General features: G+C 68.3%; 24 protein-coding genes. 11 read left to right on the top strand and 13 right to left on the bottom strand.

Going from position 1 to position 26,283, the window contains the following annotated elements:
* Positions 1-7: 7 nt before the first annotated feature.
* From JQX13_RS20110 to JQX13_RS56385, 4 genes are all read right to left on the bottom strand, one after another.
* Positions 8-1,351, bottom strand: coding sequence for a hypothetical protein (locus tag JQX13_RS20110; protein WP_203410567.1), 1,344 nt, complete (start codon positions 1,349-1,351; stop codon positions 8-10).
* Between the two features lie 218 nt (positions 1,352-1,569).
* Positions 1,570-2,322, bottom strand: coding sequence for an energy transducer TonB (locus JQX13_RS20105; protein ID WP_239014938.1), 753 nt, complete (start codon positions 2,320-2,322; stop codon positions 1,570-1,572).
* A 386-nt stretch (positions 2,323-2,708) separates the two neighbouring features.
* Positions 2,709-3,503, bottom strand: a complete 795-nt coding sequence (locus tag JQX13_RS20100; RefSeq protein WP_203410565.1) for a hypothetical protein — start codon at positions 3,501-3,503, stop codon at positions 2,709-2,711.
* Between the two features lie 230 nt (positions 3,504-3,733).
* Positions 3,734-4,879: a S1 family peptidase gene (locus JQX13_RS56385; RefSeq protein WP_430384211.1), complete on the bottom strand. Its 1,146-nt coding sequence runs from the start codon at positions 4,877-4,879 to the stop codon at positions 3,734-3,736.
* Positions 4,880-5,666: 787 nt separating this feature from the next.
* Between JQX13_RS56385 and JQX13_RS20090 the strand changes: the two genes are divergently transcribed.
* The gene (locus JQX13_RS20090; RefSeq protein WP_203410563.1) at positions 5,667-6,200 is read left to right on the top strand and encodes a hypothetical protein; all 534 of its coding nucleotides are present in this window, start codon (positions 5,667-5,669) and stop codon (positions 6,198-6,200) included.
* A 283-nt stretch (positions 6,201-6,483) separates the two neighbouring features.
* A complete protein-coding gene (locus JQX13_RS20085; protein ID WP_203410562.1) occupies positions 6,484-7,479 on the top strand; it encodes a lipin/Ned1/Smp2 family protein in 996 nt (331 codons plus the stop codon).
* A gap of 114 nt (positions 7,480-7,593) precedes the next feature.
* Here the strand turns inward: JQX13_RS20085 and JQX13_RS20080 are convergent, their stop codons facing one another.
* Entirely contained in the window at positions 7,594-8,124 is a 531-nt protein-coding gene (locus JQX13_RS20080) for a TspO/MBR family protein (protein WP_203410561.1), read from the bottom strand.
* Between the two features lie 79 nt (positions 8,125-8,203).
* Here JQX13_RS20080 and JQX13_RS20075 point away from each other — a divergent pair, with 79 nt between their 5' ends.
* A complete protein-coding gene (locus JQX13_RS20075) occupies positions 8,204-8,782 on the top strand; it encodes a DUF924 family protein (protein ID WP_203410560.1) in 579 nt (192 codons plus the stop codon).
* Here JQX13_RS20075 and JQX13_RS20070 read toward each other — a convergent pair whose 3' ends face one another.
* The 5 genes from JQX13_RS20070 to JQX13_RS20050 all read right to left on the bottom strand — a co-directional run bounded on the left by JQX13_RS20070 (position 8,783) and on the right by JQX13_RS20050 (position 14,914).
* Positions 8,783-9,538, bottom strand: coding sequence for a ferritin-like domain-containing protein (locus JQX13_RS20070; RefSeq protein ID WP_203410559.1), 756 nt, complete (start codon positions 9,536-9,538; stop codon positions 8,783-8,785).
* Positions 9,538-10,740: a hypothetical protein gene (locus JQX13_RS20065; RefSeq protein WP_203410558.1), complete on the bottom strand. Its 1,203-nt coding sequence runs from the start codon at positions 10,738-10,740 to the stop codon at positions 9,538-9,540. Before JQX13_RS20065 ends, JQX13_RS20070 begins: the two co-directional genes overlap by 1 nt.
* A gap of 297 nt (positions 10,741-11,037) precedes the next feature.
* Entirely contained in the window at positions 11,038-12,168 is a 1,131-nt protein-coding gene (locus tag JQX13_RS20060; protein WP_203412127.1) for an extensin-like protein, read from the bottom strand.
* Between the two features lie 35 nt (positions 12,169-12,203).
* The gene (locus JQX13_RS20055) at positions 12,204-13,163 is read right to left on the bottom strand and encodes a ParA family protein (RefSeq protein WP_203410557.1); all 960 of its coding nucleotides are present in this window, start codon (positions 13,161-13,163) and stop codon (positions 12,204-12,206) included.
* 41 nt (positions 13,164-13,204) lie between these two features.
* Complete coding sequence (locus JQX13_RS20050) at positions 13,205-14,914, bottom strand: HEAT repeat domain-containing protein (protein WP_203410556.1); 1,710 nt, start codon at positions 14,912-14,914, stop codon at positions 13,205-13,207.
* 408 nt (positions 14,915-15,322) lie between these two features.
* On the opposite strand from JQX13_RS20050, the gene JQX13_RS20045 reads away from it, so the two are divergent.
* From JQX13_RS20045 to JQX13_RS20035, 3 genes are all read left to right on the top strand, one after another.
* On the top strand, positions 15,323-15,790 hold the full coding sequence (locus JQX13_RS20045) for a helix-turn-helix domain-containing protein (protein WP_343211109.1): 468 nt from the start codon (positions 15,323-15,325) through the stop codon (positions 15,788-15,790).
* A gap of 177 nt (positions 15,791-15,967) precedes the next feature.
* Positions 15,968-16,795, top strand: coding sequence for a fatty acid desaturase family protein (locus JQX13_RS20040; protein WP_239014936.1), 828 nt, complete (start codon positions 15,968-15,970; stop codon positions 16,793-16,795).
* Positions 16,738-17,553, top strand: coding sequence for a helix-turn-helix transcriptional regulator (locus JQX13_RS20035; protein WP_239014934.1), 816 nt, complete (start codon positions 16,738-16,740; stop codon positions 17,551-17,553). Before JQX13_RS20040 ends, JQX13_RS20035 begins: the two co-directional genes overlap by 58 nt.
* Here the strand turns inward: JQX13_RS20035 and JQX13_RS20030 are convergent.
* Entirely contained in the window at positions 17,550-18,953 is a 1,404-nt protein-coding gene (locus JQX13_RS20030) for a sensor histidine kinase (RefSeq protein ID WP_203410554.1), read from the bottom strand. The genes JQX13_RS20035 and JQX13_RS20030 overlap by 4 nt on opposite strands.
* Positions 18,954-19,064: 111 nt before the next feature.
* Entirely contained in the window at positions 19,065-19,691 is a 627-nt protein-coding gene (locus tag JQX13_RS20025; protein WP_203410553.1) for a phospholipase D-like domain-containing protein, read from the bottom strand.
* Positions 19,692-19,948: 257 nt separating this feature from the next.
* Between JQX13_RS20025 and JQX13_RS20020 the strand changes: the two genes are divergently transcribed.
* The 3 genes from JQX13_RS20020 (at position 19,949) to JQX13_RS20010 (ending at position 23,138) form a co-directional block, all read left to right on the top strand.
* Positions 19,949-21,388, top strand: a complete 1,440-nt coding sequence (locus JQX13_RS20020) for an aldehyde dehydrogenase family protein (RefSeq protein WP_203410552.1) — start codon at positions 19,949-19,951, stop codon at positions 21,386-21,388.
* Positions 21,389-21,399: 11 nt separating this feature from the next.
* Positions 21,400-22,026, top strand: coding sequence for a phenylalanine--tRNA ligase beta subunit-related protein (locus JQX13_RS20015; RefSeq protein WP_203410551.1), 627 nt, complete (start codon positions 21,400-21,402; stop codon positions 22,024-22,026).
* 68 nt (positions 22,027-22,094) lie between these two features.
* Positions 22,095-23,138 (top strand): phosphotransferase, encoded by a 1,044-nt coding sequence (locus JQX13_RS20010; RefSeq protein ID WP_203410550.1) that lies wholly within the window; start codon positions 22,095-22,097, stop codon positions 23,136-23,138.
* Here JQX13_RS20010 and JQX13_RS20005 read toward each other — a convergent pair.
* Positions 23,123-23,626 carry a gluconokinase gene (locus JQX13_RS20005; protein WP_203410549.1) on the bottom strand — a complete coding sequence of 168 codons (504 nt, stop codon included), beginning with the start codon at positions 23,624-23,626 and terminating at the stop codon, positions 23,123-23,125. The two genes, JQX13_RS20010 and JQX13_RS20005, sit on opposite strands and share 16 nt — an antisense overlap.
* A 390-nt stretch (positions 23,627-24,016) precedes the next feature.
* Here JQX13_RS20005 and JQX13_RS20000 point away from each other — a divergent pair, with 390 nt between their 5' ends.
* A complete protein-coding gene (locus JQX13_RS20000; RefSeq protein ID WP_239014932.1) occupies positions 24,017-25,330 on the top strand; it encodes a serine/threonine-protein kinase in 1,314 nt (437 codons plus the stop codon).
* A 112-nt stretch (positions 25,331-25,442) separates the two neighbouring features.
* On the top strand, positions 25,443-26,270 hold the full coding sequence (locus tag JQX13_RS19995) for a hypothetical protein (protein ID WP_239014930.1): 828 nt from the start codon (positions 25,443-25,445) through the stop codon (positions 26,268-26,270).
* The last annotated feature ends 13 nt before the right edge of the window (positions 26,271-26,283 follow it).

Genomic DNA, 26,283 nt, shown 5'->3' with positions numbered 1-26,283 from the left:
CACCGCCTCAACCCTCCTGAGGAGGCCAGTGGCGCATGACGCAGTCAAAGGCATCGCGCAGTGAGTCGTCTGGAACTCCGGTGAGCACCGGGCCATGCCGGGGGGTGAACTGGTATCCCTGGCCAGAGGGCGCGGAGCCGTGGGTGACGGTGGCCGCGGGCCAGAGCGCTCCGCCACCGGCGCGGACAGCGTCCTCCACGCACCGGTCGAAATCCGCCTCAGGAAGAAGGGAAAGCTGCTGCATCATCAGCGGCAGGGTCAGCTTTTTCGGGCAGCCCCTGGGCCACTCGCCGAAGAGAGCGCGCAGCATGAAGTCAAAGCCCTCCTCTGGGAGGAAGGCCACGTAGCCGGAGCGCAGCACCAGCATTCCCGGCTCTCCCGCGTGCTCGGGGCCCGAGGACGCTGGGCGGCGGGTCGCCTGGAACAGGGCCAGCGGGTACGTGGGCGGGCCCAGGACGCGTCCGAACAAGAGCGGCCTGCGGTGCAGCTCGAGCAACGCCTTCATGCGCTCGAGGAGCCGGACATCACTGAGGGTCAGCGTCTCCGTTCCCCCTTTCACACGCAGGACACCGGTCTTCTTCGTGAAGGCATGAGGCTCGGTGGTGATGCCATCGTGAGGGATCGAGTCCAACGAGAGCTGCTTCGTCTTGCCCAGGAGCGGTTTCCACACCAGCCGCCGGGGCGTGAGCAAGAACCGACCCACGCCCCACAGTGTGCGAACCACGGGTACCGTGAGCATGAGGAATTGCATACCGGCGAGGACGAGCCGCAAGACGCCCCCCGAGGGGATGCTGCGGATGAACCCGAGTACGTTGTCTGCCTTCCAGTACAGAAGGGCGATGAGGGAGACGACATACAGGACGGGGACCCACCGTCCGTCGCTGATGGAGAGGAGCACGAGCTCACCCTCGAAGAGAGGCGGGGCGGGCGGCTCGCGCAGCTTCGTCTCCAGCCGTTCGAGACCCTCCACGAAGGACAGGCTTCCCTGTTCGCCGAGCCGAGCGAGCCGGTCGCGCACCAGTGTCTCCAGCCTGGTGCGCTGGGTACGAAGCTCGTGGGCGAGGAGGGCCAACGGCTGCTGCTCAGACCGGGAGCCTTGCTCAAGCCGGCGCTCCGCACGAGCGAGTGCCTCGCCAAGAGGGGCCTCCAGCTCGCGAACCTGTCGCAACAGCGCAGGCTGCCGCCGAAGGTGGCGCATCCAGCGCCGGGAGGCGAGCGGCTCCAATAGAGCGCTCTGGCGGACCCGGGCCTCCTCGAGCACCTCCCACGCGCCCTCGAGCTGGACACGGAGCTCGTGCTCCAGTGAGTCTGGCGAACGCTGGGACAGGGGATGCGCGGAGTGGGTACTCATCGGGCGTACGGACTCTAGCCCACTGAAAGCACCGAACACCTCATACGGAAGGTGTGTTCCGCCTCCAGGTCCGGCCCGAGAGAAGCGCGCGATGCGCCTCTATCAGGCCGGCCTGCTACAGTGAAGCCGGTGGCACCATGGTAGTGCTCCTACACGACCAGCGAGCCTTCACTGCGCTGAAGGAAATTGCCTCGAGACCCCATCCAAGGGGGAGACAATCAATGCGCGGGAGGTGCGGCCATGGGAGTCTGCGCGTTCCGTTCTGGAAGCTGGTAGTCGGCACGCCAGCCCTCGGGAGTGCTCACAAACCGGAGCGATTTCAAAGAAACATCACGGGCGGCGTTTCCGCGCTCCATCTTGAGATGGACGATGGCCAGGTCCTTCGACTTCACCACCGCTGTTACCTCACAAAGGTCATTCAGAGCCCGCGCATCGCGCCACTCCGGCCTTTCGGGTTCCGGCAGCAACACTTGTGGGGAATCCTTCTGGAGGAAGTCGAGATCCTGCCGCCGGATGTAGAAAGAGGGATCGACGTTCTTCGGCATCCGCGCTACCACGGGCGCCTCGAACATATCAAACTGACAGAGCCACACGGCTTTCTGTCGCGGCTCCAATTCTTCACGAACCACGACTTTCGAGACGGCGGATTGGATCTTGTCGGCAAGGACCTCCCCCCCAGGCAGCGAAAGCCGAATGTTGAACGTGTAATCCACCGAAACAGGCTTGCCATTGATAGTCACAGGCTTATAGCGCTGTTGTTCCAGGGTCAGCAGCACAGCCTCCCCCATGTGTGGGAGGTTCTTGAGGAGACGGCAATTCGTAACATCCCCCTCGTAGGTAATGGTGCACTTGGCGATGAGCAAACCCTCGATGCGGTCCTCCAAGGCTTCCTTTGTATAAAAGATTCTTGGCCCCGAGACGAACTCGGGCCGACTCATACCCGCACCAAAAGGCAAAACGTTGATGCTCACGAACCAATTCGTCAGGAGGGGATCGTTTTCAGCCACGCGAGCCGCAGAGGCTGATCTCACAACATTCACAGGACGTTCCGACCCGCTGTCGGGCGGGCGTTGGACGGGCGCCTTCTCCAGAGGGTTGGCTGGAGCCCTCGCATCCACCACACGTCCGGTCGCGCACCCCAATAGCGAAACATGGATCTGGAGCAGCAAGGCAGTCCACGACGAGATTCTAGGAATCGGCATACCCCGAAATGTTACAAGTGCCGAGCTACCAACAACGTGTGACAAATGCGTGCCGCATGGCCCTCCGATCATTCGACACTGGGGTGAGCGCCTGCGCTCGCTCCAGCAAGACCTGCAGGCGCTGACCTTCTGAATCTCCTCTGCTCTCGTTCCAATCACTTCCCGAGCGACTGGGGCGCCGGCTTCTTGGCGCTGAACATGGGCAGGAAACACTCACCCTTGTACTCGTAGAGTTCGTCCGGGCATGGGGCCTTGAGCTTGTGCGGCCCCCAGCATGCGCCCATGATCTCCACCTCGACGAGGCGAGTGCAGGGCGGGCGCTTCTGCCCTTTGAAAGGCTCGCGCGGCATGGGCCGGGCGAACACAGGTTGTCCCTCAGGCACGGTGTCCGCGAGCCATCCGCTGGTGAATGGCTCCGGCATCCAGGTGTCCGCTGGTACCTCGTGGCTCATGGGTGCTGGCCCGCTCGCTACGGAGTCCGGCCCACTCGATGGTGGGCACGCGGAGTCCATACGCATCAGTGCGAACCCCAAGGCGCACGCCGTGGCAACTCCCGCCATCGCCCATCCCAGGCGCTGCCAGTGACGAGGCTCGTTGGACGCGGAGACGGCCTGGGCCATGCGGCGCACTCCGGCGAGCACATCCTCCAACGTGCACACCAGCGTCTCCGTCGATTGCTTGTCGGGAGCCACGGACCAGGGCGTCTGCTCCACCTCCAGCGCTACGTAACCCGGCGAGGCCGAGCTGACGCAGCGCACCCGCCAGTCCGTCGGTGGTTCCGCTCCGTCTCCTTCCGCGGGCTTGAACAGCAGGGCCGTGGCCCCGCTCTCCTCGTTCCTGGCCCGGTAGAGCTCGCCCTGGCTGTGCTCGTCCAGCGGCACCTGCTCCCGCAGTTGGTACGGTCCCAACCGCTCCACTTCCTCCCAGTTCGACTCGTCGTTCTCGTCCACGCGTGCTCCTCGCTGGCCTTCCCGACCGCTCAAGGCCCGGACCTCTCCTTTGCACCGAGTCGTGCCCCCGCTCCAGGAGGTGCATGGTGGCATCGCGCCGTCCTACTCCACGAGTGTCGCGGGCTGGTTACGAGCGAGGTGTGTCCTCTTCATTTCGAATCATGAAGGCCCTCCTTCCTCGCTGGAGAGAGGGTCTTCATGCGTTCACCCATGTAGAAGCAAACCCAGGTTCAGCACCGGCAACCGTAATACGGGTGGCAATAGATAGCCGTCTGCCCGCACATGCGCCCCGAGTAGTCATACCAATAACAGAAAGCATTATCATACATATAGTACGAGGGGGTGCAACTGATCGCCTGGCAATCAGGATCTGGATTGCTGCATCCCTGGTCACAGTATCCATTGCCATAGAGATTGTAGCGCTGGCAGTAATCCAGAGCGCCGCCGCAATCGGCATCCGAGCTCCCGCAGTCCGGATCACAGCTCCCATCCGCAAGGCATCGGTTATTTGGCGCGGTGCATGAGCCGTCCGGACACATCGACGACCAGCAATCCGCGTCCTCTTCACATGCGCCATTGCAGGAGCTGTCCTGCTCGCATGCTCTCTGTGTTTCCTGTACTGGGACGCCACGTCCGGAGAGCCAGGCCTTGTGGAGATCAACTCGTTGATAGAAGCCGTACTGAGTGCAGTTCTGGTCGCCATATGATGTGACGCCAATCTGCCACCACCTTCCACCTGCTTCGACAAAAGCCGGCCCTCCCGAATCGCCCTGGCACGCCCCCTCTCCCTTGAACTGGTAACCGATGGACTGCTGGGTCAGTCTACCAATGGAGACACGCGCCAGCCGGCGGATGCCGGTAACGAAATCGCCGCTCGTACGACCGTAGCCAACCAGGGTCATCTGCTGGCCAATCGTGGGAGAGCTACTCACCAGCAATACAGCGGGTTGGACCCCGGTGATGGGTGATGCCAGCGTCAACACAGCCAAATCGTTTCCGTTCTCGAATTGGTTGTGCACCCAATTGGGGTGGATATCTATGCTCAGAACATTCGACCGCAGTTGTGACTGCGAGAGGTCTACTCCGAGAACGAAGCTGAGGCTTCCTGGGGAGGCTGTATCCACGCAGTGCGCGGCAGTGAGCACCTTGTTTTGAGCCACAAGGGTGCCTGTGCATATGGCGTTCTGGTTGTAATGCACCAACGCGCCAGTCGCCGCGAAGGAACGAGTGAGTTGACCACCGGTAATATACTCGGAGGGCTCATCGGTATCGCCACCACATGTACATACACTCTGGGTTGCCCCCGCGCCACAGGAAGCGCTGCAACCCTCCACCTTTGCCTTACCGGTTTCGCAGCTGGTCGCCGTGACCGTCATTCCACTGGTCAGGCCATCCACGCAGGAGCACTGACGCGCAACATCACCGCACGTCTTCTGGCCGTCTTCGGAGGGATCTTCACAATAGCCGAAGTTACAGACGCGATCTCCCTTGCAATCGGAGTCAGTGTCACAGCCCGTTATAGGGTCACAACCCGCTTGAAGACACATCAAGCATGTCAGGGTCAGATTCAAAAGCAGCCAGGCTTTACGTGACGGCATCCCGTTCTCCTCCTCGCTGGGACCCTACCTCAGCAGCCACGCACATGGGGAGAGGGGGGGGCGCCGGGCCGGTGTACCGGCCCTCCTCCACGCGTGCTCCTCGCTGGCCTCCCCGACAGCTCAAGGCCCCGGCCTCTCCTTTGCGCCGAGTCGTGCCCTCGCTCCAGGAGGTGCATGGTGGCTCCGCACCGTCCTACTCCACGCGAGCGGTTCGAGAAGCGCGGCTTCTCCAGCGAAATGAGGTTCGGGGTGTCTCCCCGACGGCTGGCCAGCCGTGCTGAATGACGCCAACCACATCACGGTCGCCATGGCGCTCGGCTCTTGGTTTGCCCCTGTCTGCCCTATGCGTAAACTTCCATCCAAGACGTCAGGAAGTGATGGACTGACAGTTCGCTGGCGTTTCAGGCCGAGTCCCGGCACCATCAGGTGGCCTTGCGGCCGTCTTGTAAGAACATGCGCGAAGCCCCTACCGTGGTCTCGCAAACCGGACAACGCCGGTGTGCCCATGTCGCCGAAGACGGCCCATGGCGTCCCCACGTTCCACCTTCAAGAGGAGATTCGTCACATGAACCGTCGAATGGGATTGCTCAGCATCATGCTGTTCGCCACCGCCTGCGGTCCTGAGTCCGCCGCGGACGAGACGAACAAGGAGACCTCGGCCTCCGAGCTGAAAACCAGCGTCAGCCAGCTCGTGGACCCCCCCGTTGTCACGTTCTGGGAGGGCAATGGCTGTAGTCAGGATCAGGTCGGCTGGTATATCTACAACAACACCCCGATGATCATGCCCAACAGCGGCGGCTCGGGGTGGGTCAATGACGAGGCTCGGTCCATGATGCTGTTCAGGATGCCGGCCAACACGATCGTCCGCGTCTACAACAGCGGTTCCGGCTCCCATAGTGAGGACTGGGCGGAAATCGTGGTCAAGGAATACGCAGACCAGCTTTGCATCCATTCCTTCGAGGATGCGGTGGACAACGCCGCCTACAGTCTCCGCTATTGCCGTTACAACGGCGACCTCGACGGGAAGGTCTCCCAGGCCAGAATCCAGGGCTATCCTTTCAACGGCGACACCTGCAATGGCACGTGGATGCCGTGGTAGTCACGCTGTAGCTTCGTAGAACACGAGCCCGGAGTGCGAGGCCGCGGGCTCACTCATGCACCGCAGCCTCCACTCCGAGGTGCCGTTCGGCTCGCCCGCCGGGCCCGCTCTCACGCTTCGAGAACCCGAGCAGTGCGCCGTCACGACACTTATCCGTTACCCGTGGATGGCTCTCCACCCGTCGTCTGCTCCACAGTCACGTGTGTGTGTCTTCTTCAATCCGCATGAGGCGGTCCCGCTTCGAGCTGTATAAGGCGGCCCCCCCTCGGCCAAGGAGGCCACTTTGACACGGACTGTTGCTCGACTCGCTGCGCTGTCTGTCTGGATTCTGTGTGCGGTTCCTTCGTCTGCCTTCGCGCAACTCACGTGCCCGGACTATGGCTCGGTCGCGAATCCCCCCGCGCTCCAGGGCCCGACCCGGCGGAGCTTCCGGCACACGGGCAGCCAGCTCCTCTCCTGGACCCATCCGCCCTATCACATGGTGCATGACCAGATCGTGCCCGTGGGGACCCAGGCCACCGTCGTGGGCAAGTTCGACTACGGCGGCGTCCTGCACAAGGACCTCGAGGACGAGGACGTCCACGTCTACATCATGGGGACCAACGCACCGGGCTGGCAGTATGTCGGCGAGTTCCGCACGGACTCCGATGGGAAGATCTACGTCCCCATCACCCGCCCCGTGGGCGAGTACCGGGTCACCATGATCGTCGAGGGCGATCTCAGCTCCGCCACCGGCTTCCTCTCCGTGGTCGAGCCCGGCCGCCAGACCGTCCTGTTCGACATCGACGGCACCCTGACCCTCAATGACTTCGAGGCGGTCGGCGACTACCTCGGCTGCAGCACGGCCCAGGCCTACGCGCATGCGGTCGATGTGGTGAACAGCTACGCGGCCAAGGGCTACCAGATCATCTATCTCACGGCCCGCCCCTATTGGGTCGGCAAGGACACGCGCGAGTGGATCGACTACCAGGGCCTCGTCGACGGGCACGTCCACACCAATCCCTATGGAGATGGTCCCATTCCGCCGAACACCGAGCAGTACAAGACCGACTACCTCACCTACCTGCTCGAGGATGTCGGGCTCGACATCGTCCGCGTGTATGGGAACGCGACCACGGACATTGGCGCCTATGAGGCCGCGGGTCTGCCCAAATCCGAAACCTATATCATTGGCGAGCACGCGGGCGTCGACGGCACCATGCCCATCCGCAACGACTACCTCCAGCACCTGCTCTCGGTCGTGGCCTCCACGCCCGACGCCGATTGCATCCCCCGGTAGTCGAGTCTGTCCCACTCCCGGGCGACCCGGTGGCAAGGCAATGGACGGCAGGGGGAAGATACCCTCACCCTGGCCCTCTCCCAGAGGGAGAGGGGACATCCACGGGTCCGGAGCTCAAGGATTGAGGCGGACGATCTCCTCGTTGAGCGCGCTCGCGAAGCCCACCCAGCCGAGATAGGGCGCCATCATCCACGCGGCCCCCCGGTCCACCTTCCCCGCCACCGCGGTATACGCGGCGAGGCTCACGCCGAGCGCCGCGATGTCCGCGAGCGCCGCCCGCGTGCGGTGCTTGCCGAAGAAGAGTGGGGACCAGAGCGCGTTGAAGCCGAGTTGCAGGCCCCACAAGGCGAGCGCCCACGAGCGCTTGGGGCCCGCCGGCCGGTTCCACACCCGCCACGCGGAGAAGGACATCAATCCGTACAGCACCGTCCACGTCGGCCCGAACACCCAGGACGGCGGGGTGAAGCCCGGCTTGCGCAGCCGCCGGTACCAGAGTTGTCCGCTGTTCGAAACGCCCGCTCCCAGCAGGGCCGAGCCCGCGGTGAGCGCCCCGAAGGTCCCCAGCGCCACGAGCGACTCCGTCCGCAGCGACGGGTTCTTCAAGGTCGTGAGCGACGGGCTGTCCAGATTGTATTGCTCCTGCATTCTCCAACCTCCATCAAGGGGCGCGTCGTGGGAAGCTGGGGGCCAGGAACTCGAAACGCAATCCGCCCAGGAGCAACCCATGGCCAGCGTGGACGACATCCTCACCTTCTGGTTCGGCCCTCCGTCCGAGCCAGGACACACCGCGCCGCGCGCGCTCTGGTTCGAGCGCGACGCCGCCTTCGATGCCGAGTGCGCCCACCGGTTCCTCGCCACCCACGAGAAGGCCGCCGCCGGGGAGCTGAACGCCTGGCGCGATGAGCCACGCAGTGCCCTGGCCCTCGTGCTCCTCCTGGACCAGTTCCCGCGCAACCTCTTCCGCGAGTCGCCGCGTGCCTACGCCTCGGACGCCCAGGCCCGCGAGGTCGCGCGTCACGCGCTCGCCCGTGGACTCGACGTTCCCCTGCCCCCTGTCTGGCGTTGGTTCTTCTACCTGCCCTTCGAGCACAGCGAGGACATCCACGACCAGCGTCTGGCCGTGTTCCTCTTCGAGGTGCTCGCCCTCCAGGACCCGGGCAGCGCCGAATCACTGGAGTACGCCCGCCGCCACCACGACATCATCGCGCGCTTCGGGCGCTTCCCCCACCGCAACGCCCGGCTGGGCCGCGAGTCGACTCCGGAGGAAGCCGCCTTCCTCCAGGAGCCGAACTCGTCCTTCTAGTTACGCCGGAGCGCCAGCGGCCTCCTCGCCGACCCTCGCCTCCAGCATCGTCCCGGTGGAGATCCAGCTGCGCACCAGCGCCAGGTGCTCCTGCTCCACGTCCAGCGCCCGCTGGAACTCCTCGGCGATGGCGGAGTGCCCCAGCTCGCGCGCCAGCTCGATGAGCAGCTCCCAGCTCGCGTTGTCCACGAGCTCGGCCGTCAGCAACCCCTCCAGCGACTGCAGCAGGTTGACGCGCGGATCCACCATCATCTTGGGCACGCCCGCAGACATGTTGGCCTGCAGGTCCGCCGCCGGCGTGAGCGCCGTGGGATCGGCTCCCAGCTTCTCCATGGTGCGCTTGATCAGGGCGAAGTGCGACAGCTCATCCAGGCGGATCTTCTCCAGCTGCTCCCGCGAGGGCCCGCCCTCCCACGTGCCGAACACGTCCAGCTTGGACAGGGCCGCCTCGTACAGCCGCACCCCGGTGCGCTCGAAGCCGGCGCGCTGGCCCAGCTTGTCGACGAACACGGTGGCCCGGCCGCCCTTCAGCATGTCCACCGCCGTCTTCACCATCCCCTTCGGAGAAGGAGGTGGCACCGACCCCAGGCCATCCACCTCGCGCGAGAACTCCTGACGCACCTTCGCGATGCCCGAGGCATCACCGAGGCTGCTCGGGCCCCGCTTCTCGGCTCCCTCGATGGCTTCCTTGCTGTGCACCGGAGAGGCCTTGATGCCCGTCCGGTTCATTCCAATCTCGCTCGCCTTGCGTTCCATTACTGGATCCTCCCTTCGGCCACGGTGCTCACGCCCATGCGATCGGCCTCGGCCGACAGCTCGGTGCCCGGACGCCAGATGTAACCCGCCGCGGCGATATCGGACGGAACGCCGTCCGCGTGGAGCGCCTCGCGGTAGCGCAGCGTGCGCTCGTGCTCCTCGGCGCGCGGCACGAACTCGGTGCCCTTGGCGCTCAGCGTCTCCTCGTTGCGGAGCACCTGGCGCACGAACTCGCGGTGGGTGTCGAAGCGCACGGGCTCCGGCAGCTCCTTGGGCAGCACCTCCGCGGCGTCCCGGCCCTCCAGCCGCTGGAAGAGCTCCATCACGTAGTGCATGTGCCCCAGCTCGTAGTCCACGAACCGCTGCCACACTTCCTTGAGGACGGGGTTCGACTCGTAGTGCAGGCAGCTGTAGTAGTTGTAGACCTCGTTGGCCTCGTGCAGCAGCCACTTCTCCAGCCACGACTCGCTCGGGTCGCACAGCGACTCGTACTGCGTGACGTGCTGCTCCTCGATGGCGGCGATCTCCGCGTAGAGCTGGCGCGCCACCGGGTCGGTGAAGATGGGGCCGATGTTCATGTAGTAGGTGTGGACCTGGTTCTCGGCCGAGACGATGGTGAGCGCGTTGAGCTTGGAGATGGGGTCCGCCTTGCGCGCGTCATAGGACCGGCGGACGTCGTCCAGCGGGTGACGGTGCTCGACGACGGTGGGCCGCCCGGGAATGATGTCCGTGTAGCTCTGGACGATGTAGTTGGGATCCTTGCCCATCAACCGGTCGTACAGGGCCGAGTAGCGGTACAGGTGATCGAAGTCCTCGAGCATTCCGAAGCGGTAGGTCTGCGCGAGGTAGGGATCCGGCTCGTGCTGGGCCACGCTCGCCGTCACCTCGATGGCCGTCTGCTCGTAGCCGAGCGTGGTCTCGAGGGGAGACTGGTCCGGCGGGTTCATCCAGTTCACCATCGTCTGCTGGAAGTGCTCCACCCGGCGGATGATGGCGAGAGGTTCGCGAAGCTCACGGTTCATCCGCGCACAGGCGTGGCTGAAGCGCACGGACTCCGCTTCGATGCCGTTCATCAGGATGACACGCACTCGCGTGAAGGCGTCATCGTCCAGCTTGCTGAAGGTACGGCGTGTGAGGTCCTTCCAGGTGAACCTCTGGCGGTCCAGGGGAACACCCTTCTCCTTGAATAGATCCAGGGCCACTTCTGACTCCTTTGCGCGGCTCGTGTGAGGGGAAACGGACAGCGGAATGGCCTCCGAGTCCCCCCGGGTTCGGCGGTAAAGCTCCGACGTCACTCCAAGTGCGGCAATGGCACCCGGGTTGGGCCCCGCGTTCTCCGCCCGTAAGGCATCAGGAAGGACGATGGCTCGGCTGGCCGCTCGCCCTGGACCCCGGTCCAATGTCTGTCAGTTCGATGTCAGTCAAAGCGAAAGCCCGCCGGGTCACGAGGACCCGGGCGGGCTTGCGAGGCAACAGGAGGGAGCGCGCGGCTCCCGGAGTCAGCGCGCCACGGCCTGACTGAGCGCGCGGTGGACGGCCTCGAGCGCCTTGCGGGCCTCGAGCAGCTCGGCGCGCTCGGCGGTGAGCGAGGCCACCTGCTGGGCCAGCACGTCCCGCTCGCCCTGGAGCGTGTCCACGGCGCGGCGCAACGCGGCGGCCTCGTCCTTGGAGGACTCCAGCTCGCTGGCGAGCCGCTCCTCCTCGGAGAGACTGTCGGCGAGCGCCTTCTTGGCCTCCGCGACGGCGGCCTCGAGGGTGGCGCGCTCCTGGGCGGCGGCCTGCATGGCCTGACGTGCCTCCTGCAGGGACAGCAGGGCCTCGTCGCGCTCACCCTCCAGGGCGGCCAGCTCGCGCTCGAGGTCACCCAGCAGCTTCAACCGGCCCTCCATCTCGGAGGCGAGCCGGCGGGCCTCGTCCATGCGCAGGCGCGCCTCCTCGGTGGCCTTCTCCGCCTGGCGACGGGACACCTCCAGCTCCTGGGTGAGCGAGAGGTTGAGGGCCTTCACCTTGGAGAGCTCGTTCTGCAGCGCGGAGATGCGCTCCACCGCGCGCATGCCCGCCTCGGCGACGCTGGCCGGCAGGGGCTCGGGGCGGGGATTCTCGCGCACCGCCTTGAGGCGCTCCTTGAGCCGCTCGCGGCGGGCGTGCGTGTCCATGTCCTCGCGGGGCGAGGGCGAGGGCGGCGTCTGCACCTCCACCTCGGGCTCGGGAGCCTCCACCCGGGCCACCGGCGCCGCGGGGGGCGTGGCCACGTGAGCGGTGTGGGCCGGGGCGGTGTGGGCCTGGGCGGCGGCCACCTGCGTCGCGTGGTGCGGCGCCTGGTGCGGGGGCGAGCGCAGGGCGGCTTCGATGACCTCGGAGGCGGTGGGGCGCGGGGCGCGGGCGCGCTCGATACGGGCCCGCACCTCGGCGGACAGATCGTTGGCGGCGGCGGCCGGCGGCTCGGGCTCCCGCGTGGGCTCGGGGGCCGCGTACTGCTCGGGCTCCGGCTCGGGAGCATGCACCTGGGCCTGCGGCTCGGCGGACTCCGGGGTCTCCTCGGGCGTGGCGGGATCGACGACGCCGGTGAAGGCCCCCAAGCGGAGGCGCGGCTTGGCGCGGGACACGTTCTGTTCGAAGGCCTTCTTCATGGGCTGTGCCTTGAAGCGGAAGAGGTGGGGTGACGTCAACCGGCCTGCTGCGTACCGCTATCGCTACCGGGAGCCGTGTTCACCCGCAAGCGTGGAAGCACGTTCTGGATGAGGGCCTCGATGTCGTTGGCCCCCTTGGAGTTGGGATCGGCCACGAAGACGGGCCGGCCCTCGCTCGAGGCCTGGGCGAACTTGGTGCACTGCCGGATGATGGTGGGCAGCAGGTACTCCGGGTAGTGCGTCTGGAGGGCCTCGAGCGCCTCCTTCGCCAGCTTGAAGGTGGCGTTGAAGGAGTTGACCACGATGAAGACGTGGTCCAGCACGTGGTTGAGGTCCTCCTCCAGGCTCTGCACCGTCTCGAAGAGCAGCTTGAGGCCGTGGAAGGAGAGGAAGTCGGCCAGCACCGGGACGAACAGGTCGTTGGCCGCCATCAACGCGTTGAGGTTGAGCAGTCCGAAGGAGGGAGGCGCGTCGAAGACGATGACGTCGTACTGGGCCTCCACCTCCTTGAGGGCGTTGCGCAGCTTGAACTCGCGTCCCGCCATGGGCATCAGCGCCAGGTCCACCGTGGACATGGTGAGGTTGGAGGGGACGAAGTGCAGGTTGGGCAGGGAGCTCTTCTGGATGACCTCGGTCATGGGCGCCTTGCGCACCAGGACGTTGAGGAGCGTCTTGTCGAAGTCCTCGCCCTCGAAGCCCAGGCACTTGGTGGCGTGGCCCTGGCTGTCGAGGTCGACGATGAGGACGTTGTAGCCCAGCTCCGCCAGGCGCCAGGCGTAGGAGGTGGAGAGGGACGTCTTGCCGGTGCCGCCCTTGAAGTTGAGGAAGAGCTGCTTGCGGCGGCCGAGCGACGGCGGGAACGCGCCGAGCTGTGCCCGCAACGCCCACACCTCCGTGCCGGTGTAGCTGTCCTGCTTCAGCGCCGAGGCGATGGACTTCGGGGGCAGGCCGAGCATCTCGGCAACCTGCTTGGGGCTGTACGTCGGCGCATCCATTGAGGAACCCTTCGTCGAATCTCAGGGGGGCATACCTTGCCTCAAGCGGCGAAGTATTTGTGCCCCCTCCTTATGATCGCTCCCCTGGCCACGAGCAGGGCGAGCGCCTCCTCCACGAGCTCCAGGGTCGCCGAGACCCCGGAAGCCAGCTCACCGAGCGAGCGGCCACGGATGGCCACGCGGATCTCCGACATCAACGGCCCGCACAGGGCTTCCACGGGGGAAGGGGCCGAGCGCGCGGCGGGACGCGAGGCGGGCGGAGGCGCTGCCTTCGGAGGGGCCACCGGGGTGGCGGCGGTCCGGACGGCCTGGGCCGCGCTCCGAGCCGGGGCGGGCGCGGGACGGGCGGGCGCGGCGGCCCGGGCCGGAGCCGGGGCGGGCGCCACGGGCACCGGAGCAGCGGCCATGGGAGCGGGCGCGGCCACGGCGAGGCGCACGGGTGGAGGCGCCCTGGGAGCGAGCGAGGCGCGCACGGGCTGCACGGGGAGCGAGGCGAGCCGGCGGATTTCCCGGCGGCGATGGCCGTCATCCATGTTCACCACGGCGGAGACGTCCTGGCCGAGGATGCGCGAGAGGCTCTGCGCGGCCGAGCGGCGCACGCGCACCTCGGGGTCCTTGAGGGCCTCCAGCAACAGCGAGCGGGCGTGCTCCCCGCTGCCAGCCCCGAGCGCCAGGGCGGCGAGGCTGCGCACCTCGGGGTCCGAGTCGTGGATGGCCTCCTCGCCCAGACGGCGCGCGCTCTCCCCCTCCAGGCCGAGCGCCAGCAACGAGGCACGCCGGCGCACGGAGCGGTCCGGGTCCTTCACGGCCTGGGCGAGGTGGGGCGCGGCCTCCTGGGGCGCCAGGGCCAGCAGCGCCTTGAGGGAGGCGATGCGTACCTCGGGGACGGTGGAGGCCAGCAGGGGCGACACCACCGAGGCCCCCTCCTCCTTGCCCACCTCGGCGAAGGCGGCCAGCAGGGCGACCTGGACGGTGGGGTCCTTCTCCGCGTGCAGCGCGGTGGCCAGCACGGGCGCGGCGGCCGGCTGGCCCAGGGCCTTGAGGCGCTCGGCGGCGCGCACGCGCGAGGTGGCATCCGGCGCCGACAGCTCGCGCACGGAGAAGCCGAAGAGGGTCTCGTCGCCGCCCCCGCTCCCGGAGAGCTCCGCCATCTGCCCGGGGCTCACCGCCAGCCGCCCCTCCAGGAGGAGGCGCTGCGCGTGCTGCATCACCGGAGAGACGCTCGCCACCGAGGACGCCGTCACCACCGCGAGCGCGGGGGCCGGCTCCTCCTCGGAACGCTGCGGCTCGGACGGCGCGGGCCACGGGTACACGGGGGCGGACGGCGCGGGCGCGGACACGGCCTCGGCCGGACGCGTGAGGGCCTCGCTGCGCAGCTGCGAGATGAAGGAGGCCAGGTCGATGCCCAGGCCGTCCTCGTCCTCCTCGCGCTCGGGCCGGTCCGAGGCCCGGATGCGGCTGGCCTCCAGCAGCTTGCCGAGCAGCTGGCTGCGCTCGGTGCGCAGGGCCTGGTTGAGGCGGGTGAGCTCGTCACGGTCGGCGGACAGGCGGCCCAGCCGGACCTCCAGCTCCGCCACCTCGCGCCGCAGCGCCAGCTCCCGCTCCTCGGACTGGGTCAGCTCGCGCTTGAGGTGCTCCATCTCCTCGCGCGTGGACATCAGCTCATGGTGGAGCTGCTCGGCACGGGCCTCGAAGTAGACGATCTTTTCGAGTGCGCTCTTGAGCAGCGCGTCCGGACGCTCGTCACTCACAGCCTGAACAGCCCTCCCAACCGGGGCACGCCTGGAAGCCTCGGCGCCTGGGAACGCGGGGGATTCCGGTACCCGGGGACCCCCGGGAGGGCGCCACCCTATGTCAGAACGTCATGCTAGGTAAACCCCTGAAATAGCTGGGACTTTTCCATTCCGACCCACCTCGGGGGTTGACAATCGCGCCGGGGCCGATTTCTCGGGCCTCCGGGCGATTGTGTCCCCGGGAGGCCAGCCCGGGCTTCCAGGCCCCGCCCCGCCTCCAGCGACCGCGAGTGCTCGGCCCCCAACAGAGCCGCCGGCCTTCCATGCCCCGGTTGTCGATTCCGAACCAACTCCAAAAGTTATCCGCTGACACGTGACTTCAGAAGTCATATAACCCTGGGAGTCAGGACGGAGCCGAGAGGATCCATGGCGTCGAAGACGACTTATCCAGGCCCCCCCGAGCAGTCCTCCTCGTCCCGGCGCCGTACGCGCGGCAACAAGGAGGCCTCCAACAGGGGGAAACGAGAAGCGAAGCAACAGTTGGCCAAGGCCATGGGGGACTCCGCCCGAGAAGCCCGGACGAAAGCGGGGCTCACCCAGGCGGACGTGGCCGAGCGAATCGGCGTGGCCACGGAGGTGTACGGACGGTTGGAGCGAGGACTGTTGATGCCCAGCGTTCCCACGCTGCGCCGGCTGTGCATGGCGCTGAGCCTGCACGCGGATACGTTGCTGTCACTCGGCCCGGGCCAGCCCCCCGCCTGGAGCACCCCTCCCCTACCACCCCAGCCGGAGAGTCCGCTGATGCGGCGGCTGATGCGCCACGTGCGCAAGCTCAACCCCATGCAGCTCCGGGCGCTGTCCCTGGTGGCCGCCACGCTGCTGCGCGGGAGCTGAGCCGGACGGGGGAGGCGGAAGCACGCGGGGCTTCGCGTTGGCGCAACCGATTGGCGCCTGCAATGAAGCAGTTCACACCCCGCGTGCGTACACGAATGGGACATGAGCCCTCGCCCCGCCTCTCCTCCCGCGGTCGATGTCCCACATCTCGCCGTCCATGCCCTCTGGTGGGCATGGGTGCCCGCTCTTTTGCTGGGGTGGGACACCCTGCCCGGGGTAGGACGCGCCGCCCTGCTGGTGCTCGGCTTCGTGCTCCTCTTCTGGAACTACGCCGTGCTCCACAACCACATGCACGTACCCATCGCGAGGCCCCGAGCCCTGCGCTGGCTCGTCTCGCGCACCCTGGGCGTGGCGTGTGGCTTCGCCTACCGCGGCTACCACATCCACCACTTCAACCATCACAAGTACAACGATGGAGAGGGGGACTGGGGCCGGCGCCGCCCCGGTGAGGGCGCGCTCACCTATCTGGTGCGCTCCACCCTCACCCCCTGGCTCTGGCCCTACGCGCTGCTGGGCAGAATCTGGAAGATCGCGTCCCAGAAGCGGGGCCAGCGCGCGGAGCTGGTGCTGGACTTCGTCCTGCTGCAGGGCTCCCTGGTGGCGCTCGCCCTGTGGCGGCCCTGGCTGGCGCTCTCCTACCTCGGCATGGTGCTCCTCGGGCAGCTGTCCATCCACCTGCTCAACCTGGCCGCCCACCATGAGACGGACGCCACCCGGAGGGACGCCCTGGGCGTCACCTCCACCTCCCGCCTGTACAACCTGCTGTGCTTCAACGCCGGCTACCACCAGGCCCACCACCTGCGCCCCCAGGCCCCCTGGAGGGAGCTGCCGGCCCTGACGGCCCGGCTGGCCGGCGAGGGGCTGGTTCGTCCAACACTGCAAACCCCGCTGGCCCCCATTCATCCCGCCTGGGTCCTCAGGCTCCTGCGGAGCTATGCTCCCGCGCCGTGCAATCCGCAGAAGGACTCGACGACTACCTCCGAGACCCCATCGGCCGCTACCTGACGGGGGAGAGCTTCCTCCATTGGTACGCCTCGCCCGAGGTGTGCGGGTTCACCGTATGGGGCAGGCCGGGCGAGGCGCAGATTCAACGCCTCACGCAGGTGCTGGACGTGGAGCTGGCGCCCTCGGCGCCACACGTGTCGCTGGTGGACGCGCGCCGCGTGGAGGCCCCGGACGCCAACGGCCTCGCCGTGCTGGTGAAGTACATGATGCCGCGCATCTCCGGCTTCTCCCAGACGGTGAAGCGCCAGGCGCTGGTGCGGCCGGAGGGCATGGCCGGCGCGGTGGTGGGCGGCTTCTACAGCCTCGTCAGCTCCAGCTACCCCACCCGCGCCTTCGCGGACCCGCTCGAGGCGCTCTCCTGGCTGGGCCGTCCCGAGAGCGAGTCGCACGCCCTCATGAACGAGCTCAACGATCTGGTGACACGGCTCATGGGGCAGACGCCCCTGCTCGGCGAGCTGCACCGGGTGCTGAGGACCCGGCTGGTGGACGCCAGCCTCACGGACGTGGCTCGGGAGATGGGCATGTCCGAGCGCACGCTCCAGCGCCGCCTGCGCGAGGCCGGCACCTCCTTCCAGTCCGAGCTCAACACGGTGCAGGTGCGCACCGCCCAGGCGCTCCTCCTGGAGAGCGACGCCAAGCTCACCGCCGTGGCCGTGGAGGTGGGGTGCGCCTCGCTCCAGCACTTCAGCAGCCTGTTCCGCAAGATGACGGGCGAGTCCCCCAGCGCCTGGAGGGCCCGGCACCGCAAGACGCCCTAGCTCGCGAGGCCGCAGGCCGCCGGCGCGGCGCGCTCCGCCCCCAGCGGGAGCACCAGGGAGAAGCGGGCGCCGCCCTCGCAGCGGTTCTCCGCGAGGAGCGTGCCCCCCGCGCGTGAGACGTACTCCCGGCACAGGGCAAGTCCCAGCCCCGTCCCCTTCCCGGGCGGCTTGGTGGTGAAGAAGGGCTCGAAGAGCCGCGACATCACCTCCGGGGGAAGCCCCGGGCCGTTGTCCTCCACCTCCAACCGCACCCCGCCCTCCACCCGCCTCGCCCTCACCACGATGTGGGCCCGGCGCGCGGGCACCGCCATCTCCACCGCGTCCGCCGCGTTCAGCAGCAGGTTCACCAACACCTGCACCAGCTGCCGCTGCCCCAGCCGCACCGGCGGCAGCCCCGGAGTCACGTCCAGCGACACCTCGCCCAGGCTGCGCAGGCGCACCGACGCCAGCCGCTTCGCCTCGTGCAGCGCGTCTTCCGGCTGGCCCGCCTCTTCCCCCTCCCCCTCACGCGAGAAGCGCCGCAGGTCCGTGACGATCTGCTGGATGCGCAGCACGCCCTGCTTCGTCTCCTCGAGCACGTCCCGCAGCTCCGCGCGGTCCATCGGCCCGTCCCCGCCCAGCAGCTCCTGCTCGAGGTAGTGCAGGTTGGACTTCACGAAGGCCAGCGGGTTGTTCACCTCGTGCGCCACCCCGGCGGCCAGCTGCCCCACCAGCACCAGCCGCTCCACCTCCGCGCGCTCGCGCTCGGCGCGCAACCGGCGGCGCTCGCTCTCCGCGAGCCGCTCCAGCGCCGCCAGCCGCTCCTGCTGCGCCACCAAGCGCTCCTGCTGTGCCACCCACCGCTCCTGCTGCGCCACCCACCGCTCCTGCTGCGCCGACCGCTCCGCGCTCCGCGTGCGCCGGTACGTCCCCGCCAGGAAGATGGCGACCCCACTGATGAGCCCGAAGCACGACACATGCAGCAGCATCTGCCGCGCCGGCATGCCGGCCAGCGTGTCCAGCAGCACCACCACTCCCACCATCCCCAGGCTCGTCAGGATCGTGGCTCCGCGGATCTCCGAGGCGAACGTCGCGACGACGAGCGGCAGCGCGCTGAGCATCGGGAAGTAGGGACTGGCTGGCCCTCCGGTGACGTGGATGAGCAGCGCCGCCGCCACGAGGCTGACGGACCCGGAGCACATGCCCGACCACTCCGCCGGAATCCACCCCGCCCCCACCGCCGCCCCGAGCAGCACGAACATCGAGCTCCACCCGAGCAACGACAGCAGCGGCGCCGGGTCCGCGGAGCCCGACACCCCGCAATGGCCAACGGCCCCCACGGCCAGGAGGGCCGCGCAGATGAAGAAGTTCCTCCTCTTCACCTGCGCCAGGGTCTTCAACCCGAAGGAATCCGCCATCATCGGGCTCCGCTGTAACATTTCAAGCGGGCGGCATTATATAATAGAGTTCCTGGTAAGTCAGGTCTTCAACGCTCGGACCCATGGGGTGATGGACAAGGAGCGCCCGTCCACCTAGGCGCGCTTCCTCCCGGGGCGCACCAGGCGCCGCGTCTTGCCCAGACGAATGCCCGCGGGGGAGCCCTTCTTCTTCGCCGGGCCCTCGCCCCCGGAGAAGATGGGGTCCGGACACACCGGGCGCAGCCGGCACCCGCGGCACTCGGCCCCGCTCCACACGGACTCGTAGAGCGCCGTCACCCGGTCGATGACGTCGAAGTCCTCGGTGACGAAGCCCATCTCGAAGTTGCGCGCGTCCTCGCCCTTGGCCCCCAGCCCCGCCCCGGTGAGGTTGGCGCTCCCCAGGTAGGCCCACGCCCCGTCCACCAGCACCGTCTTGAAGTGCACCCGCGGACACACCTTCAGCTCCAGCCCCCCCTTCACCAGCCGCGAGCGCTTGTCGAACTCCGCCCGGAAGGGCCGGCTGGGCAGCTCCGCGTGCAACAGCCGCAGCGCCACCCCTCGCGCCGCCAGGCCGTCCAGCACCTCCAGCACCGGAACGAAGCGCCCTCCCTGCTCCACGTACATGGCCTTCACGTTCGCCGTGGAGATCCACACCGACTCGCGCGCGTGCGCCAGCTTGCCGAGCACCACTTCCCGGTACAGCGCGCCGCCGTCGAGCAACTCCGCCTGGATGGGCCGCATGCCTACATGCTCGCACACCCATCGGACGACCGCGAGCTTCCCATCACTCCGAGAGAGGAGCCGAGGCCGTTGACAGGGAACCGGGGCACACCTAGGGGAATGACCCCCCGCCCCCCACCTCCCTCCCCTCCGGGCGGCAGGTGCGCGTCCAGGCGTGAACAATCCCATCGCCGCGCAGGGGACCCACCACTAAGGATGACCTAGAGCCTGTGAGCGGTGGGACCCGAAGGCGAACGGAACCCAGAGGAGACGAAGCAATGCGCGTGGTGGATACGAACGAACAGGCTCGGACGAACCCCCTCCAGGAGACCTTCGAGCGCCTTCGGGCGCGGCGCTGGGACATGGCGCACACGAGCGCGAAGGAGCGCATCGCCCGGCTGCGCAAGCTGCGCGACACCATCGTCCAGCGGCGCGAGGCGCTCTACCAGGCCCTGCACGCGGACTTCCGCAAGCCGGCGGCCGAGGTGGAGAACAGCGAGGTGCTGATGGTGTTGATGGAGATCGACCACGCCATCAAGCACCTGGCGAAGTGGATGAAGCCGCGCAAGGTGGGCACGCCCGTGCTGCTCGCCGGCACGCGCAGCGAGGTGCGCTACGAGCCCAAGGGCGTGGTGCTCATCATCTCGCCGTGGAACTACCCCTTCCAGCTGACCATCTCCCCGCTGGTGGCGGCGGTGGCGGCGGGCAACTGCGTGGTGCTCAAGCCGAGCGAGAAGACGCCGCACACGTCCGCCTTCATGCAGCAGCTCGTGCGCGACGTGTTCGACCCGTCCGAGGTGACGGTGGTGCCAGGCGGCGCGCAGGAGAGCCAGGCGCTGCTGGAGCTGCCCTTCGACCACTTCTTCTTCACCGGCGGCCCGAAGGTGGGGCGCCAGGTGATGGAGGCGGCGGCGAAGCACCTGGCCGGGGTGACGCTGGAGCTGGGCGGCAAGTCGCCCGCCGTGGTGGACGCGTCGGCGGACATCAAGACCACCGCCGAGCGCCTGACCTTCGGCAAGTTCCTCAACGGTGGCCAGACGTGCGTGGCGCCGGACTACGTGCTCGTGCCCGCCTCGAAGGAGGAGGAGCTGCTCACGCGGATGCGAGAGACGGTCGAGCGCTTCTACGGCAAGACGGAGGAGGCCCGGAAGGCCAACCCGGACTTCTGCCGCATGGTGGATGACGCGCAGTTCACCCGGGTGAACCGGCTGCTGGAGCGCTCGGTGGCCAAGGGCGCGCGCGTGGTGGTGGGTGGCACGGTGGACGCGGGCAGCCGCTACATCGCGCCCACGGTGCTGGCGGACGTGAAGCCGGAGATGCCCATCATGGAGGAGGAAATCTTCGGCCCGGTGCTGCCGGTGCTGCGCTACGAGCGGATGGAGGACGCGGTGCGGCACATCCGCGCGGGGACCAGGCCGCTGGCCATGTACATCTTCAGCCAGGACGCCCAGACGGTGGAGCGGCTGCTGTCGGAGACGTCCGCGGGCGGCACGTGCGTGAACACGGCGGTGGTGCACCTGAGCAACGCGGAGCTGCCCTTCGGCGGTGTCGGCGAGAGCGGCATGGGCAACTACCATGGCGAGTACGGCTTCCGGACCTTCAGCCACGAACGCGCGGTGCTGCGCCAGGGCCCCCTGTCCCTGCTGAGCACCCTCTTCCCGCCGTACACGGAGAAGTCGCGGAAGATGGGGCGCATGGCCAGCCGCCTCTTCGAGTAGAAAGCGCCCCCGTGCTCAGCGTCGATCCCCATCCGTTGCTGGACGTGGTGGCCTTCGAGGTCACCTTTCTCTCGCCCCTGTCCGCCTCGCCCTCCCCCGAGTGGCTGGTGGCCCTGCTGAAGCCGGACGCGTCGGCGCCCCTGAGCGCCGATGACACGGTGCGCGGCGCGGTGAGGGATTTGTTGCGCCACGGCGGCTACAAGCCCACGGGCCGGGGCAAGCCGGCCTCGGAGTACCTGGTGCGGGCCGCGGGCGACGGCTCGCTCGGCTCCATCAACGCGGCGGTGGACGTGTGCAACGCGGTGTCGCTGCACAGCGGGCTGCCCATCAGCGTGGTGGACCTGGACCGGGCCCGGCCGCCCCTGCGCATCGGCATCGCACCCGAGGGCTCCTCGTATGTCTTCAACGCCTCCGGGCAGAGCATCGACCTCGGGGGCCTGCTGTGCCTCTTCGACGCGGAGGGCCCCTGCGCCAACGCGGTGAAGGACGCGCAGCGCACCAAGACGCAGGCCGACACGCGCCGCACCCTCACCGTGCTGTGGGGGACGAAGGCCCTGCCGGGACGCACGGAGCGCGCCTTCTCCTGGTACCGCGAGCTGCTCGAGAGGCTGGGCGCGACGGTGGAGCGGCGGTCCTGAGCGCGCCGGAGATAGCCCCCCTGCTGGCCAACGGAGCCCGTGCACTGTCGGCGGCCTGGGGCCGTCCGGTGCTGCTCGGCTCGCCCGAGCTCCTGAAGACGGGGACGCGCAGCGTGGTGGTGCGCGCCCAGGTCCGGGGCGGCCCCGTGCCGGGCATCATCCTCAAGCACTTCCGGGATGAGCCGGTGTGCGGGTTCGACGACTGGGCCGGCGCGGAGTTCCTCACCCGCCGCGCGCCGGAGCTGGGGCCCCGCTTCCTCGCGGGCGACGTGGACGCGCGCCTCTTCGTCCAGGAGGACCTGGGACACGGACGCTCGCTGGAGGAGCTGCTGCGCGGAGAGGACGAGCGCGCGGCCGCCGGAGGCGTATTGGCCACCGCCCGGCTCGTCGGCCAGCTCCATGCGCGGACGATGGGCCTGAAGTCCGAGTACGAGCTCATCCGCCAGGCGCTGCCACCCCGGCACCAGCGGGTGCGGGTGGAGAACGCGCGCTTCCTCCTCGAGCACGAGGGACGGCTGCTGCGCTGGTTGTCGGCGGTGGAGGCCGAGGCGGCTCCGGGCACGCGCGAGGACCTCGAGACGGTGGCGCGCGCGCTGGCGGACCCGGGGCCCTTCCTCGCCTTCACGCACGGGGACCTGGCACCGGGCAACGTCCTCTTCACCCCCGGGGGCCCGCGCCTGCTCGACTTCGAGTACGCGGGCATGCGCCACGCGATGTACGACGCGCTGATGTGGCTCGTCACCGTGCCCTTCCCGGACGAGCTCGTGTCCCGCGCGGACATCACCTACCGCATCGCCCTCTCGTCCCAATGCGAGGCGGCCCAGGTGGACTCACAGTGGGCCCGGGCCCGCGCCACGGTGGCGCTGGCTCGCACGGTGAACCTCTTCCAGTGGCTGCCCCCGCGCGTGCTGGAGGAGGACCGCGAGTGGGCACCGGGCCTCTCCGAGCGCGCCGCCCTCCTGCACCACCTCGCGCGCTGCCGGGCCCTGCTCGCCCCCGCGGATGGCTTCCCGGGGCTCGCCCGCACGTTGCGGACGCTGGAGTCACGCCTGAGCGAGCGCTGGACGGTGCCACCCTTCGTGTGGCCCGCGCTCCGTCAGGTCGGTGCCTGAAGGCCCAGCTCCCGGAGGATCCTGGCCACCACCGTGTCCGGCTCCGCCGTGGAGACGTCCACCGCCAGGGCGTCCCGCGGCACCTCCAGCGTCGCGAGCTGGCTGCCGAGCAGCGTGGGCGACATGTAGTGGCCCGAGCGCCGCGTCAGCCGCTCGGCGAGGAGCTCCGGCGACGCATACAGGTACACCCACCGCTGCCGCGCCGCGTCCACCGTCAACCGCTCCCGGTAGGTGCCCTTGAGCGCCGAGCACGCCAGCACCAGGTCCTCCCCGGTCTCCTCCAGGGCGCTCCGCACCAACTCCCGCAGCCGCTCCAGCCAGGGCCCCCGGTCCTCGTCCGTCAGGGGGATGCCCGCGGCCATCTTCGCGACGTTCCCGGGGGGGTGGAAGTCATCCGCGTCCAGGAAACGCCACCCGAGCGCCGCGGCGAGCCGCGTCCCCACCGTCGTCTTCCCCGCTCCGGACACTCCCATCACGATGACCACCAAGCGCGTGTCCTCCGACCCGTCTTCATCCGTTACCAGGTGCACACCGGCCGTATCCGGGCAGGTAGAGCAGAAGTTCCATCGAAACCGGCCAGATGTGGAAGTTTTGATCAATCCTCCCCGAGCCAGGTGAACGAATTGAACATAGGCCTCCGAGGACAGAGGGGCGTGCGTTGGCCGTCATTGCAATCACCTGATTTCCCGTCGTCGCGCACTCCCTGCGACACAGTCCACATCCCCTCCATCCACCCGCGGACAGAGCACGGCGCTTGCAGATGGAACTCGTCCTGCATGCACTGCGAGCACTGTTCGTCAGAACATCCCGCGAGTCTCCCTTGCGAGGAACAGGCCACCTGGACGGGAGCCGAACCCACGGGCTCGGCGCCTCGCCAGGTGGCCTCGACGACACCGGCCCTGGTGGACCTGCGCGGCCGCACGCTCGGCCACTACAGGCTCGTCCAGATGCTGGGCAGCGGTGGCATGGGCACGGTGTACCTCGCCGAGCAGATCATCATCGGAGCCCGGGTGGCGGTGAAGGTGCTGCACCCGGACATGGCCCAGGACACCCGGTTGCGCTCGCGCTTCTACGCCGAGGCGCGCACGGTGAACCTCATCGGCCACCCCAACATCGTGCGCATCTTCGACATCAACGAGTCGAAGGACGGCATCCACTACTTCGTCATGGAGTACCTGGAGGGCACGCCCCTGTCGCGGCTGCCGCGCCCCGTGGAGCCGGGGTTGCTGGCCTGGCTGCTCGTCCAGGCGTGTGACGCGCTGGAGGCCGTGCACCGCAGTGGCGTGGTGCACCGCGACCTCAAGCCGGACAACCTCCTCATGATGGAGCGGCCGGGAGAGCTCCCCACGCTCAAGGTGCTCGACTTCGGCGTGGCCAAGGCGCTGCACGACACCGCCAACCCGGAACAGACGATGGCCGGGCAGGTGTTCGGCACCCCGGCGTACATGGCTCCGGAGCAGTGGGCGGGCCAGCACGTGGATGGGCGCGCGGACGTCTACTCCCTGGGCGTCACGGGCTACCTGCTCCTCACCGGCCAGCTCCCCTACCCGCGCGGGCAGCTCGCCGAGCTGGTGCTCTCGCCGGAGCCGCCGCCTCCGCTGCGCCCTCCCCATGAGCTGGCACCCGCCGTGCCCGAGGCGCTCTCGAACGCCCTCCTGCGCGCGCTCGCCCGCAACCCGGCGGAGCGCTTCGCCAGCGCGCTCGACTTCAAGAAGGCCCTGCTCGCCGCCATCCGGCCGGCTCCGCGCACCTACAGCGTGCCCCTGCCGCCTCGCGCGTCCAGCACCACTCCCATCCCCGCGCTCCCGGCCCGGCCCGAGCCCAATGATCCCACGCCGCCTCCCACCTGGGCGGCCCGCGTGCGCCACGACACGGGCTCCGTGGTGGTGCATTGCAGTGAGATCAGCCGCGGCGGTGTCTTCATGTGCTGCGCCGAGCCCTTCCCCGAGCTCTTCACCCGGCTCGAGTTCACCCTGCAGATCGGCGGTGAGGAGGTGGAGTGCGTGGGGGAGGTGGTCCGGCACGTGGACTCCTCCCAGGCGCGCACCTGGCGCATGTCTCCGGGCGTGGGCCTCCAGTTCATCAACCCCTCCGCCCGGTTGCGCGAGCTCCTGATGCGCCTGCGCCCTCCGCGCCGTCCGTCCGCGGCCCCCCAGTCCGCGCCCCTCCAGGAGGCGCTCGCGATCCTCTGAACGGCGCCTCTGTCCACTTCCAGCCATCCCGGGTTCGGGAACGTCTCCTGTTGGACGGTGCCGGAGTCAAGACAGGGCACCCCCTGTGCGTCATGGATACCTTCGTGTGCGCATGATGCGCGGATCTGGTGAGGCGACCCGGGGGGGTTGGATGCTGGCGCTCGTGTGCGCCGTGCTGCTGGGAGCCTGCCGGGATCCGGCCCAGGCCTCGGGGACGGCGCTCTACGTCACCACCGAGTTCGATCCCACCCTGCTGCTCACCCAGGTGCGGGTGTGGGGCACGGTGGAGGGTGGTGGCCCCACCTTCGGGCCCGAGATACTTCCCGAGCAACCGGACCGGCTGCTCTACAGCGGAGAGACGTTGCGCGTGCTGCTGGGAGACATCCCCAACGGCACGCGGGCGCTGGTGTCCATCGAGGGATTGCGCAACGGCGTCGTGGTGGCGCGAGGCCAGGGCAGCGCGGAGATCCGCGACGGGTACGAGGTGGACGTCACCCTGCGGCTGGAGCCGGCCTCGCCGGACAACCCGGATGGGGGAACCTTCTGTATCGGGTGCGATGGCTGCTGCTTCCAGGGCAACTGCGTGGACCGGACCTTCCAGACCTGCGGCACGGGCGGCGTCGCCTGCACGGCGTGTGATGAAGTACGCGCCGACACCTGTGACAGCCGCGGCGTCTGCGTCTGCGGGAAGAATCCCGCCTGCAGTGGTGTGGGCGTGGATCGCTGCGTGAACGGGCAGTGCAGGTGCGGCAACGGCCAGGCCTGCGCCGCGGGACAGGAATGCGTGGACGGCACCTGCCGCTGCACGTCGAACTCCTGCTCCGGCTGCTGCTGGAACGACACCTGCCAGCAGGGCAATACGCAGAACGCGTGCGGCAAGGGTGGAGAGACCTGCCGCCAGTGCAGGAAGAGCTGCAACACGGACCGGACCTGCAAGTGAACGCAGGCCTGGC

Source organism: Archangium violaceum (genome assembly GCF_016859125.1).
Taxonomy (GTDB): Bacteria; Myxococcota; Myxococcia; order Myxococcales; family Myxococcaceae; genus Archangium; species Archangium violaceum_A.
Note: the sequence above shows the minus strand (reverse complement) of the source record. Positions and strands in the feature narration are given on the sequence as shown.

Excerpts from the sequence above, each read along its gene's own strand:
- JQX13_RS20110 (WP_203410567.1), bottom strand. The coding sequence starts at position 1,351 with ATGAGTACCCACTCCGCGCATCCCCTGTCCCAGCGTTCGCCAGACTCA.
- JQX13_RS56385 (WP_430384211.1), bottom strand. The coding sequence starts at position 4,879 with ATGACGGTCACGGCGACCAGCTGCGAAACCGGTAAGGCAAAGGTGGAG.
- JQX13_RS20090 (WP_203410563.1), top strand. The coding sequence starts at position 5,667 with ATGAACCGTCGAATGGGATTGCTCAGCATCATGCTGTTCGCCACCGCC.
- JQX13_RS20080 (WP_203410561.1), bottom strand. The coding sequence starts at position 8,124 with ATGCAGGAGCAATACAATCTGGACAGCCCGTCGCTCACGACCTTGAAG.
- JQX13_RS20075 (WP_203410560.1), top strand. The coding sequence starts at position 8,204 with ATGGCCAGCGTGGACGACATCCTCACCTTCTGGTTCGGCCCTCCGTCC.
- JQX13_RS20070 (WP_203410559.1), bottom strand. The coding sequence starts at position 9,538 with ATGGAACGCAAGGCGAGCGAGATTGGAATGAACCGGACGGGCATCAAG.
- JQX13_RS20060 (WP_203412127.1), bottom strand. The coding sequence starts at position 12,168 with ATGAAGAAGGCCTTCGAACAGAACGTGTCCCGCGCCAAGCCGCGCCTC.
- JQX13_RS20055 (WP_203410557.1), bottom strand. The coding sequence starts at position 13,163 with ATGGATGCGCCGACGTACAGCCCCAAGCAGGTTGCCGAGATGCTCGGC.
- JQX13_RS20045 (WP_343211109.1), top strand. The coding sequence starts at position 15,323 with ATGGCGTCGAAGACGACTTATCCAGGCCCCCCCGAGCAGTCCTCCTCG.
- JQX13_RS20030 (WP_203410554.1), bottom strand. The coding sequence starts at position 18,953 with ATGATGGCGGATTCCTTCGGGTTGAAGACCCTGGCGCAGGTGAAGAGG.
- JQX13_RS20025 (WP_203410553.1), bottom strand. The coding sequence starts at position 19,691 with ATGCGGCCCATCCAGGCGGAGTTGCTCGACGGCGGCGCGCTGTACCGG.
- JQX13_RS20020 (WP_203410552.1), top strand. The coding sequence starts at position 19,949 with ATGCGCGTGGTGGATACGAACGAACAGGCTCGGACGAACCCCCTCCAG.
- JQX13_RS19995 (WP_239014930.1), top strand. The coding sequence starts at position 25,443 with ATGATGCGCGGATCTGGTGAGGCGACCCGGGGGGGTTGGATGCTGGCG.